Below are 11,391 nucleotides of genomic sequence, written 5' to 3'. Positions count from 1 at the left end.
CTTCTTCCGCCACTCCTATTATATATAAGGAGTGCCAAGGGCAAGATAACGCTGTTTTCCGCACAGACGGCGAAGGCGTTGTGGCAACTTCTTCCGCCACTCCTATTATATATAAGGAGTGTCAAGGGCAAGATAATACTGTTTTTCGCACAGACGGCCAAAGTGTTGAGGCAGCGTGTTCCACTACTCCTATGATAAATACAGGCTTGCAGATGCAGGGTCAAAGCTTGATTGTTGGCGATGAAGACAGTTTGGTTGCGCCGCGTTCAGTGCCTGTTTTAACTCCATCGAAACGCGTTGTAAACGAGGAAGGGACGAGTAATTGCGCCATTGCGCCAATATCCTCCATGCGCCTATCCCCTTATCAAGTGCCGTGGATAAGTGCGCCACAGCCAGATTCCACCGCGATGCAATGGTTTTTGCGGGCGTATAAACAGAACGGCAAGCCGCGCAAAGCCTATGTTAGCGTGGCCACCACAGGCAAAACGCAGCTGTTGGTGAATGGAATGAACGTAAGCAGAAACCTCTTTGAACCTCATCGCGCACAAGGCGACACGTCGGTTGTTAACATCGTCTACAACGTTACGCCATTCCTATCCCGCAATGTCAACACCATCTCGCTGTGGTATTGCCCTACAATGCCCCATGTTGGTCGCCGTCAAGTGGCCGTTTGCTATTGGGGCGAAAACGCTGACAGTACTCCTTTCGCCTTCCAGAGCGATGAAAATTGGGCTTGTAGACGAGCAAATCGAGGACTGCAACCGCCTGAAAGCGAGTGGCAAGACGGCAGCGACAAGGCCTTGCCCTGGCAAGTGAACCTTGCCGACACCATCTCTTGGCAATCGCCCGTGCGCTATGCACATCCCGAAACGCTGCCTTCCCCCACGCCCTCACGGCTCGTTTGCGCTCCGCGAGTGGTCAAAGTGTACAGTCCAAGCTATGTAGACGTGCGCAACGATACGCTTACATGCGTCTTCCCCCATCATTTTCAGGGCGTTGTACGTATTACTTTTAGGGGAACTCGAACAGGAGAAAAAGTTTACATCAACGGTTTTCGCTATATTTGCAACGGCGCAACAGACGAGCAGTTTTTTAGCAAATTCATCGTTAAACCCACCTATAAACTTATTGTCCACGGAGACAAGTACTTTCGTTCTGAACATGTCCAAAATGTCGAGGCAATGGAAACCTCAATTGGTCTGTATGAGAAGTTTCTTTTTTAATAAGTAACTATTTTCAAATTTTCGTTCTTTTTTCTTGTCGAAAGCTTGCGGTTCTGCTCAAAATTTCCTATATTTGCGAAGTAAAAGGTAAGGAAATGCGGAAACTACAATTGAACGACTTGACAATTCCCATTGTCAAAGAAAACTGCGACGTTGTGAGTATGGACGACGATTTAGTTCTCGTCGACGACCTCAACAAGCTGTCGGACCTCATGGGCCCGTACAAAATGCAATGCCTGGTGCTGGCCATTTGTGCTCAGGGCAGTGCCAGGTACACAGTAGACACGATTACGTATGAGCTTCAACCCAACCACATCATGGTTGTCCCTGCTGGCCCAATACTCAACAGTGGGGAGCTAAGCACCAACTGTAAGGGTATAGCCATACTGTTGTCTAAGGACTTCATGAACGAAATCATCATGGGCATCCATGAACTTTCGTCCTTGATACTCTTCTCACGAACCAACCCTGTTTTTACACTCAATGCCGAAGAGGGGGGAGAAATGCTTCTCCACCTGTCGCTCATTGAGAAAAAAATGCAGCAGGCTGGGCATAGGTATCGCAAAGATACGGTGCGTTCGATGATTACGACGATGATTTACAACGCCTCGGACGCCATCTATCGGGTACAACAGACAACGGACTTGAAGAAGACACGAGCCGAAGCCATCTTCGCCAAGTTCATTAAAATGGTGGAACAGAACTTTAAAAAAGAAAGACGCGTAAGCTGGTATGGCGAACAATTGGGCATCACACCTAAGTATCTCTCCGAAACGGTGCGCAACGTTAGCAAGCGAACACCCAACCAATGGATTGACAAGTACATCACGTTGGAGTTGCGCGTGCAACTTAAAAACACCACTAAGAGCGTGAAGGAAATAGCCCAAGAACTCAATTTCCCCAACCAAAGCTTCCTAGGGAAGTTCTTCAAAGAACAGGTGGGAGTTTCCCCGTCGCAGTACCGTAAACGGTAACCGCCCTCAGGTGCATGGTTCTCTTTCTGCAATGTCGCCCCAACAAATGAGTACATCATGGCAGATTGGGCTCGGCACATGCACCACCGAGCAGGCAAGGAATAGAGTTAGAGTGAATTAGAAACTTGATTCCAGAGCAGAGAATTTAGAGTTAGACTTAACTGATAACATTTATAGAAACATCGTAGAAAGAGTTAGACAGAAACATAAGAGAACGGGAATGAGAGGGTTGGCACTTGTCGTATTGCAGCTTTCGTTGGTGCAATATGCATACCTCCTCATTCTTCCTGCAAGTGCTGCAATTAGCCTTTAAGGGTACTATTGTATCTTTGCCCTATGGATTTGAACTCCTTTTCCACTTCTTCTGCATGTGTGTTGCATGCCAACCTTAATGAATGAGCACTCGGCTTGCTTTCTGGGCTTGCCGACAGTTGCACTTGGCGTATATATTATAGGCCATAGTGCGGCCAAAGGGAAGGCAACCGGCACGGAGTGAAGGCAAGTGCAACAGCATCCCTTGTTGAGGGCTGGGGTCTGCGGCGTAGGCATAAACTGAGGCATGGCCGTTCCCTAGCTTGTCAGCATCCCCTCATTGGTTTTTCGCGTTGGCGGTTTCTCCTTGGGTGTTACCTCAGTAGTTCATAATCACCAAAATAAATAACGTTCAAACACCCTTGGAGGAGTTGCCCCTCGTTGCTCGCGCATCATGCCGCACCTGAACCGCAATGCGCATGGCATCGAATGGCGCGGAAAACCATTTTCACAATGCAATAGAAGTACGTGTGCTGCTTGGCATCTGTACATATGCTTGATGTAAAGGCATCTGTTTCCTTGAACCCCAATCGGTTCATGTGGCACCTGTGCAGATTTTGTGTATTGTTGAGCATATTGCCTGCCTTATTTTTGAAGGCGTAGCCTGCTATGTTAAGAGAATAAGGTTGGCAAAATGCCGACAAGCAAACGAAAGATGGACAGGAAACGATGGAAACAACCTAAAATAATTGATAAGCAGGCAACAACCGATTGGAGTTGAAGTGTTCGCGTGTTTCTCAATACAAACATCCCAACTCTTCGCATCTGTGCATGTACTTCTTTGTACAAGTGCATGGTACTTCTTTGTATAAGAGTGTGTTTTTCTTCGTACAAGTGCATGCGTTTCTTTGTGCAAGCCTGTTAACTATTGGATTTAGGTGCAAAAAAAATTTGTTATAGGTGCATGCGTTTCTTTGCGTAAGCGCGTGATTTCTTTGTATGAGTATACGTGTTTCCTTGTATAAGCGCAGGTTTTTTCTTTCTGTAAACATGTGAACTTCTTGTTTTGCTTGCATCTTGTATCGTGTAAGCGCATTCCTTGGAGGCGTAAGGCTGTTCAGTAAGCAAGTAAAAATTTGTAAACCAATCCAGCAACAACAACCAAAAAACGTGTAAAGTAAATTTAGACCTAGTCATGTGTCTTGTGTTTTGCTGCATATTACACTGCGTTTTGACTGCATATTGCAATGCGTTTTGACTGCAAAATGCATTGTATCATCCTGTTCTTCCCCTTTGAAACAGAATTAGAGGCGAGCCTGTATTTTATTTCTCCCAACATTTTGCCATTCACCACCTTTGCACTACCTTTGCAAAGAATATCAAAATAAATATACGCATGGATTGGATTAACGGCCTGTTCACCGTGCATTCAGCCATTCAGACCGTAGTTGTGCTGTCGCTGATATGCTATGTAGGCCTAATTCTGGGTAAGATACACGTCAAGGGCATTTCGCTTGGCGTGGCTTTCGTCTTCTTTATCGGCATCATTGCAGGCCATTGGGGGTTAGACATCGACCCCACCGTGCTACAATATGCCGAGGCCTTTGGTTTGGTGCTCTTCGTTTACACGCTGGGATTGCACGTTGGCCCCAACTTCTTCGGGTCGTTACGCAAAGAAGGCATCTCGCTCAACCTGTGGGGATTTGCCGTCATTGCCGTGGGAACCATCCTCGCACTGGTGCTTTCGGAAGTAACCAACGTGCCAATGCAAACGATGGTAGGCATACTTTCGGGTGCCGTTACCAACACGCCAGCCCTTGGAGCCGCCCAACAAGCACTCGAAAACTTCGGCTTCTCCACACGTAGTGCAGCACTTGGCTGTGCCGTGGCCTATCCTTTGGGTGTTCTAGGCGTTATCTTCGCCATGATATTCCTCCGTAAATTCTTTGTAAAACCCGACGACTTGGTGCCCCGTTCGCCACAAGACGAAGACCATACTTACGTGGCACAATACGAAATTGTGAACCAAGCCATCGACGGAAAAACGCTGGCAGAGATTTCACAAATGGCTCATATCCGCTTTATCGTATCGCGAATATGGCGCAACGAGCAAGTTATTGTGCCCGTTTCAACCACCAAATTAAGACTAGGTGACAACGTGCTTGTTGTAACAACCGACGACGAAGTGGGCGGAATGGAGCTGTTGTTGGGGAAGAAAGTGGATAAAGATTGGAACAAAGACAAGATAGACTGGAACCACATCGACAAGAAAGTGGAGTCGAAGGTGGTGGTTATCACCCGTCCGATGCTCAATGGTAAAAAGCTTGGTTCGCTGCAACTGCGCAACACCTATGGGGTGAACGTCAGCCGTGTTACGCGTGGCGACACCAAACTTCTCGGCACAAACGACCTGCGCTTGCAATATGGCGACCGCGTTACGGTGGTTGGCGAACACGATGCGCTTGAAAACGTGGAGCATTATCTTGGCAACGCCGTACAAACGCTTAACGAACCCAACCTCGGTGCCATCTTCCTGGGCATGCTTTTGGGTCTTGCGCTCGGCACTATCCCCATCATGTTGCCCGGCATGAGTGCCCCCGTACGCATGGGTTTGGCAGGCGGCCCCATCGTGATGGGCATACTTGTGGGCAGCATTGGCCCACGTTTCCGACTTGTTTCGTACACAACGCGCAGTGCATCGCTCATGCTCCGTCAGTTGGGGTTGTCGCTCTATCTGGCCTGTTTGGGCTTGGATGCAGGTCAAGACTTCTTCAAAACGGTGATACGCCCTGAGGGATTGCTATGGGTGGGGCTTGGTTTCGTGCTCACGGTGGTACCCGTTCTGCTGGTGGGCTATATCGCCTTGCGCACCAAGCGACTCGACTTCGGCTCTATTTGCGGCATCCTTTGCGGTTCGATGGCCAACCCAATGGCACTTACTTACGCTAGCGAAACGCTCGAAGGCGACACACCTGCCGTTACTTACGCCACAGTTTATCCCCTCGGCATGTTCCTACGGGTGATAATCGTGCAAGTAATGGTGATGTTTTTCTTGGGATAATGGAGTTAAGGAGTTATGGAGTTATGGAGTTAAGGAGTTAAGCCAAATGTTTGGTTGCAGAGTGGATGGCAATCCTTGTCAACTCGTTAACTTGAAATGCTTGGTTGCAGAGAGGACGGCAATCCTTGTCAACTCGTAAACTTGTAAAGTAGTCAAATAATTTACAAGCTTGTAGACGCAGACATTTTTTCACCCTTTCACCCTTTCACCTTTTCACCTTTTCACCCTTTCACCCTTTCACCAACGATGCCGCCCTCTATTCTTCGCACGAAGTTAACCTTTCAGTTCGTCTTCTAAGGCAAAGTATTTCCACAAAGGGGCGTACATCATGGCTTGGTAAAGCTCATTGTTTTTGAGCATGCGTAACATCTCGTCGCGACTAACAACATGTACTTGAATATCTTCCGTGTCGTCTAGATGTTGCCCCGACACTTTCTCCACGTCTGTGGCCAAAAAACAATGGCAACGGTTAGTCATTGTACCTGGATTGGGCGCAATCGTCATCAACGGACGCCACGTACCGTTACCATATCCCGTTTCTTCCAGCAGTTCGCGCTGTGCGGCCTGCATCGGTTCTTCGCCTTGTTCCATCACGCCTGCACAAATCTCCATCGCTGTTACGCCCAAAGCGTGGCGGTACTGGCGAACAAGCACAAAGTCGCCCTCGCGAGTAATGGCCACGGTGTTCACCCATTCGGGATATTCAAGCACATAATACTCGTCTACCACCGCGCCCGTAGGCAGACACACCTTATCGCAACGTGCCGTTAGCCATTGTTTACGTATCAGATACTCGCGGCTCAGCACCTGCCAAGCCATTTCGTTGCCTTCTTCGCGCGTCTTTTCGTTCGGCGCAAGGTTTCTCTTTTCTTCTTTCATATTTTTTGGAGTTATGAAGTTATGGAGTTATGGAGTTAAGGAGTTATGGAGTTAAGCCAAATGCTTGGTTGCAGAGTGGATGGCAATCCTTGTCAACTGGTCAACTGGTCTACTCATCAACTGGTCAACTGGTCTACTCGTTAACTCGTTAACTCGTTAACTGGTAAACTAACAAAGCATACCATCCCCTCTCCCCTTGGAGAGGGGCTGGGGGTGAGGCTTTACTCTCCTCCCTCTTTGGAGAGGGGTTGTAGGTGAAACCGTTTATCATCTTCCACCCTCAATCCCAGCTTTTCAACCTCAATTACTTCGGCATGCAGGTACATGCGGTCGGCCTTCCTACCATAAAGTGGGTCGCCAAGGATGGGCAAATTTAGTCCATCGGGGTGTGCGCAGTGTACACGAAGTTGATGCGTGCGCCCAGTTAGCGGATAAAGCGCCACGAGGGTGCGCCCCTCTTCGTGCCCAATCACCTCGTACCGCGTAACGGCTGGCTTGCCATTTAGCCAGTCTACCACCTGCCGCGGACGGTCTAAGTAGTTGCTATTTAAGGGTAGTGATATTTCACCCCGCTGCTTTTCGGGCGGCAACAAGCCGTCTAGCACCGCCACATAGCGTTTCTTTACCTCGTGATTTTCAAAGGCCAACTGCAATGTTCGGTGCATTTCCTTGGTCTTTGCGATGAGCATCAGCCCCGAAGTGTCTTGGTCTAGTCGATGAACAACAAGGGGCGAGTCGGCATCTGGGTAGCGTTCGCGCATCAATTGGGCAACCGACGTGCCGCCATCTCTGCCAGGAACACTCAACATGCCATGCGGTTTGCTCACCACCACCAAAGCATCGTCTTCGTAAACCACGCGTAAGGCATCGCTGTCGACGGGCTTTTGCGGCACGCTCTGCACCGCTAAGCCCTGTAACATAAAGCCTAACGTTGGCCCACATTTGCCCAAACAGGCAGGATAGAACGCACCTTCGCGCCTTATTTCGGTTTTGGGCGACCGCCCCAACCAAAACTCGGCCATGCTAAGCGGACGATAACCCATAACGAAAGCATGCTGCAACAGCTTTGGTGCGCAACATTCGCCCGTGCCGGCAGGTGGTGTTCGTTGGGGCGTTGGGGCGAAAATGTCGAGCAAGTTACGGCGTTCGCCACGCGCATTAAGCATCTCGAACTGCTGGAAAAGCCAACGCTGCAGCGCGTCTGATAGGCGTTTGCGCTTGTTTTTTAAGTCTGTCATCGCCTTTTCCTGCACATTCAGTTCGGCCTGCAAGCATTCAATTTGGGTCTTAATCCGCTGTTTCAGCCGGCGCAATTCCGCCTTTTGAAACTGACTTTCGGCCACCATCGCCGCTTGTTCTTCGGCTGTTGCGCCCCGTCTGCGCTTGTTTTCGCGTTCTTTTTTGGCCTCAGCCATCATCGTTCGGTAAACATTCAACTCCGTTTCGGCCGTTTCTTGTTCGTTGGCAAGGCGCGTTTTCAGCTCGTTAAGCAGCGGGTTACGCTCCATTTCGCTTAGTTGTGCGTTAATTTCGCTTATCTCGCGTTCGTGTATTTTGAAGTAACCATCGGGCTGCAAGTAGTCGAACACGGGCGGAACAAACCCTTCCCACGTGCCCTTACCACCTAATTGACCAGAGAACGCGGCCAAATAACCCAACTCTGCGCCGTGGGGCGTGGGGCGTTCAACCACTAATACGCCGAACATCTTGCCCTGTGCCACCTCTTCGCGCCATATTTCGTGTTGGGCAACGAGCCCCTTTACCTGCTCGGCAGCCATCAGGCACAACGCATCGGGCTCGTAAAAGAAGGGGTTGTTCATCTTTTCGGGCCTCGGAAGAGTGGTATGTAGGGGATGGAACATGATGTGGCGGAATGGTAAATAGTGTGAAAACCCATCGCTGGGGCTGGGCTTGCTGTTGCAAAGTTAATCAAAAAAACGTACTTTTGCCCACATCGTAAAACGAAAATGGAATGAAAACAGACATGCAAAAGATGCGCAACGGCGAACTTTATCGCTTTGACGGTGAAGAAAGCTCACCAATTTGCCCACCGCAACAACCACATCTGCCAACGATTAACAACCATATTATGCGAAATAAGTTTTTTATTGGTCTGCTTTTGGGGCTATTCCTGCCCCTCCACCTTGTGTCCCAAACTCGCGAAGACGTTGTGGCCATCAACATGGCGATATGGGAAACGAAGAAGATTAGCGACAATATAGAAGTTCGACAGATGCGTTGGCCCTTGCTATACGGCTGTGCCCAAACCGTTACAGTGGCCGAAATTACGCCTAAACGCGGCCTGGTATTCGACATTGCGGTTGCAGATGGCGGTGCCACAGTGGGCGAAATGGCGCGCCGCACCAAGGCTTTGGCAGCCATCAACGGTTCGTATTTCGACATACATAAGCGTTCGGCCATCACCTACTTACGCCAAGGGCGCACCGTTATCGACACAACAACCACGGCCGAACTTGCTCTTCGCGTAACGGGAGCTATCCGAACGCACGGCCGAAAGCTCCACATCATGCCCTGGAACAAGGCAATCGAGCAGCGTTACCGTTGTCGGCACGGGTCTACATTGGCCTCTGGGCATCTACTTCTCTATCGCGGCAAGGACGTTTCGTTGCGTAGCAGCAGCATGGGGTTCATCGTTAAAAAGCATCCACGCACGGCTATCGCCCTCACTTCGCGCGGAACGGTGCTTTTCGTCACCGTAGACGGACGGCATCCGGGTTATGCTGGCGGTATGAACCTTATCGAACTGCGCCACTTTTTGCAACAGTTGGGCTGCACCGATGCCCTTAATCTAGACGGCGGAGGCTCCACAACGCTCTGGGCAAAAGGGTATAACGCCAACGGAATTGCCAACTATCCTTGCGACAATCGTAAGTTCGACCACGATGGAGAACGCAAAGTGGCCAATGCCGTTGTGGTGATGAAGAGGGGGAAGTGATGAGAATAAAAACAAGAAAACAGTACTTAGGGCTAACATTATATATTGAAAGGACCAAAGATAGGTTAACTAAAAGAAATAACACGCTGTTTGTTTCGTTAATAGGAAACAAACGTTTATCTTTGCATATATAAACCGAGGACACATGAGAAGACACAATATTGAAGTGGTTATGATGGAAGAAGCCTTAGCGTTTGTTCGTTCCACTCCACTAAAAGTGCAAGAGAAAATCATCTATAACTACCGCAAGATAGAGCAAGGGGTTATGGATACCGCACTTTTCAAGAAGCTAGAAGGAACTCAAATATGGGAGTTCCGAACTCTATTTAATGGTAACTGCTACCGATTATTTTCTTTTTGGGACACGGAAACAGAGACTTTAATTATCGCCACACATGGTATAGTTAAGAAAACGCAGAAAACTCCCCCTAAGGAAATTGCCAAAGCAGAAGGGATTAGAAAACAATATTTTGAACAAAAACATAAGTAGACATGGCAAAGATGAACTTAACGCCACTCTCCGAACTGGTTGATGAAGTTTTTGGAAAAGAAGGAACACCTAAACGCGATGCAATGGAAGAGCGATTGAAAGAAGAAACCCACGCATACTACGTGGGTGAGGCCATACGAAAAGCTCGTGTGGCCCAAAACCTAACACAAGACGAACTGGGCAAACGTATCGGTGTACAAAGGTCACAAATATGCAAATTGGAAAGTGGGAAGAGCGTTATTACCCTTCCTACTATGAGTCGCGTGTTTCAAGCACTGGGCATATCTACTGCCACTCTCGACTTAGGGGCAGCAGGTAAAATTAGCTTGTGGTAGCACAACACACTTAGTTAGAATGAGTAAAAGTACGGAGATTGCAGTGTGCTTTAACCATTCTTTAACGCACACTGCCTAACATCTCACTCGCAAAAGCAGTCACTTTCACCATCATTTACCCTTCTCTCCTCCTCAAAATCCCCACCTACTACAACGCCTTAGCAATAAGATAGCCGCCACCTAGCAACCAACAATATAGCAAGGCAGCAAGGAGGAAGGGTTTTGCACCAGCCTTTTTAAACTTGTCGATGCTGGTTTCTGCACCCAAAGCGGTCATCGCCATTGTGAGAAGAAAGGTGTCGAAGGTGTTAATGGCATCGTTTACAGCGGGAGAAAAGAGGTTTAGCGAGTTGAAACCGATAACCACCAAGAACAAAACGGCAAACCAAGGGATGGTTATCCCCCTGCGTTTTGTTTGCGTTTCGGCATCACCCTGCTTGCCGTGTGCCACAAACCAGCTCACCACAAGCAACACAGGGACCAACATCATCACCCTAATCATCTTTACAATGATGGCTATATCAGACACGCCTTTGCCCATTGCGTTGCCAGCACCCACCACATGAGCCACTTCGTGCACGGTGCTGCCCGTCATAATGCCCATCGATTGCGGCGAAAGGTCTAGCACCCCATTGCGATAAAGCACGGGATAAAGAAACATGGAGAGCGTTCCGAAGATAACAACAGTAGACACGGCCACGGCTGTTTTATAGGGTTTGGCATTGATTGCGCCCTCTGTTCCCAACACGGCAGCCGCCCCACAGATACCTGCGCCCACCGAAGTAAGCAGCGTTATGCTGCGGTCGAGTTTCAAAATTCGGCCGATAAGCAACCCTCCGCCAATGGTTACGCACACCACAATGGCGTCAACCACAATGGCAGACAGTCCTACGGCTGTTACATCTTGTAGCGTTAATCGGAAACCATACAGCACAATACCCACTCTAAGCACCCTTTTGGCACAGAAAGTGATGCCCGGAACCCACGTCGGCGGTAGGTTATTGCGCAGGCTGTTGGCATAAATCATGCCCAATACGATGCCGATAATCATCGGACTAATAGAAAGATGCTTAGCCCAAGCCATGTCGCCAAGATAGAAAGCGGCAAGCGAAAAGAGGGCAATAAGCAAGATGCCGTGTAGCATACTGCTGCGTTGTTCGTTTAACATTGTGTGATATTATATTTTTAAAGCCTCACCCCCAACCCCTCTCTGAAGAGGGA

The 11,391-nt window shown here is 48.9% G+C and carries 9 protein-coding genes; 6 read left to right on the top strand and 3 right to left on the bottom strand.

The features are described 5' to 3' along the window. From HMPREF2955_RS00860 to HMPREF2955_RS00845, 3 genes are all read left to right on the top strand, one after another. Positions 1–1,223: hypothetical protein (locus HMPREF2955_RS00860; protein WP_246830024.1), on the top strand; the 1,223-nt coding region annotated here is incomplete at its 5' end. A 95-nt stretch (positions 1,224–1,318) separates the two neighbouring features. Continuing rightward, a complete protein-coding gene (locus HMPREF2955_RS00855; RefSeq protein ID WP_009231626.1) occupies positions 1,319–2,197 on the top strand; it encodes a helix-turn-helix domain-containing protein in 879 nt (292 codons plus the stop codon). 1,648 nt (positions 2,198–3,845) lie between these two features. Then, positions 3,846–5,510, top strand: coding sequence for a putative transporter (locus HMPREF2955_RS00845; RefSeq protein WP_070720045.1), 1,665 nt, complete (start codon positions 3,846–3,848; stop codon positions 5,508–5,510). Between the two features lie 273 nt (positions 5,511–5,783). Here the strand turns inward: HMPREF2955_RS00845 and HMPREF2955_RS00840 are convergent, their stop codons facing one another. Together HMPREF2955_RS00840 and HMPREF2955_RS00835 are read right to left on the bottom strand one after the other, a co-directional pair. Continuing rightward, positions 5,784–6,389 carry an NUDIX hydrolase gene (locus HMPREF2955_RS00840; RefSeq protein ID WP_070720043.1) on the bottom strand — a complete coding sequence of 202 codons (606 nt, stop codon included), beginning with the start codon at positions 6,387–6,389 and terminating at the stop codon, positions 5,784–5,786. Positions 6,390–6,610: 221 nt separating this feature from the next. After that, entirely contained in the window at positions 6,611–8,251 is a 1,641-nt protein-coding gene (locus tag HMPREF2955_RS00835; RefSeq protein WP_070720041.1) for an RluA family pseudouridine synthase, read from the bottom strand. Between the two features lie 110 nt (positions 8,252–8,361). On the opposite strand from HMPREF2955_RS00835, the gene HMPREF2955_RS00830 reads away from it, so the two are divergent. From HMPREF2955_RS00830 to HMPREF2955_RS00820, 3 genes are all read left to right on the top strand, one after another. Continuing rightward, entirely contained in the window at positions 8,362–9,345 is a 984-nt protein-coding gene (locus tag HMPREF2955_RS00830) for a phosphodiester glycosidase family protein (RefSeq protein ID WP_246830023.1), read from the top strand. A 145-nt stretch (positions 9,346–9,490) separates the two neighbouring features. Further along, positions 9,491–9,835 carry a type II toxin-antitoxin system RelE/ParE family toxin gene (locus HMPREF2955_RS00825; protein ID WP_019187587.1) on the top strand — a complete coding sequence of 115 codons (345 nt, stop codon included), beginning with the start codon at positions 9,491–9,493 and terminating at the stop codon, positions 9,833–9,835. A 2-nt stretch (positions 9,836–9,837) separates the two neighbouring features. Continuing rightward, positions 9,838–10,170, top strand: a complete 333-nt coding sequence (locus tag HMPREF2955_RS00820) for a helix-turn-helix domain-containing protein (RefSeq protein ID WP_019187588.1) — start codon at positions 9,838–9,840, stop codon at positions 10,168–10,170. A gap of 148 nt (positions 10,171–10,318) precedes the next feature. Here the strand turns inward: HMPREF2955_RS00820 and HMPREF2955_RS00815 are convergent, their stop codons facing one another. Continuing rightward, complete coding sequence (locus HMPREF2955_RS00815) at positions 10,319–11,338, bottom strand: YeiH family protein (protein ID WP_070720039.1); 1,020 nt, start codon at positions 11,336–11,338, stop codon at positions 10,319–10,321. Positions 11,339–11,391: the final 53 nt, after the last annotated feature.

It is taken from the genome of Prevotella sp. HMSC073D09 (genome assembly GCF_001814145.1).
Lineage (GTDB): Bacteria > Bacteroidota > Bacteroidia > Bacteroidales > Bacteroidaceae > Prevotella > Prevotella conceptionensis.
The sequence above is the reverse complement of the archived record's forward strand: the minus strand, read 5'-3'. Positions and strand labels throughout refer to the sequence as shown.

Bases quoted from the DNA above. Each gene is read 5' to 3' on its own strand.
- HMPREF2955_RS00855 (WP_009231626.1), top strand. From the start codon at position 1,319: ATGCGGAAACTACAATTGAACGACTTGACAATTCCCATTGTCAAAGAA.
- HMPREF2955_RS00845 (WP_070720045.1), top strand. From the start codon at position 3,846: ATGGATTGGATTAACGGCCTGTTCACCGTGCATTCAGCCATTCAGACC.
- HMPREF2955_RS00840 (WP_070720043.1), bottom strand. From the start codon at position 6,389: ATGAAAGAAGAAAAGAGAAACCTTGCGCCGAACGAAAAGACGCGCGAA.
- HMPREF2955_RS00835 (WP_070720041.1), bottom strand. From the start codon at position 8,251: ATGTTCCATCCCCTACATACCACTCTTCCGAGGCCCGAAAAGATGAAC.
- HMPREF2955_RS00830 (WP_246830023.1), top strand. From the start codon at position 8,362: ATGAAAACAGACATGCAAAAGATGCGCAACGGCGAACTTTATCGCTTT.
- HMPREF2955_RS00825 (WP_019187587.1), top strand. From the start codon at position 9,491: ATGAGAAGACACAATATTGAAGTGGTTATGATGGAAGAAGCCTTAGCG.
- HMPREF2955_RS00820 (WP_019187588.1), top strand. From the start codon at position 9,838: ATGGCAAAGATGAACTTAACGCCACTCTCCGAACTGGTTGATGAAGTT.
- HMPREF2955_RS00815 (WP_070720039.1), bottom strand. From the start codon at position 11,338: ATGTTAAACGAACAACGCAGCAGTATGCTACACGGCATCTTGCTTATT.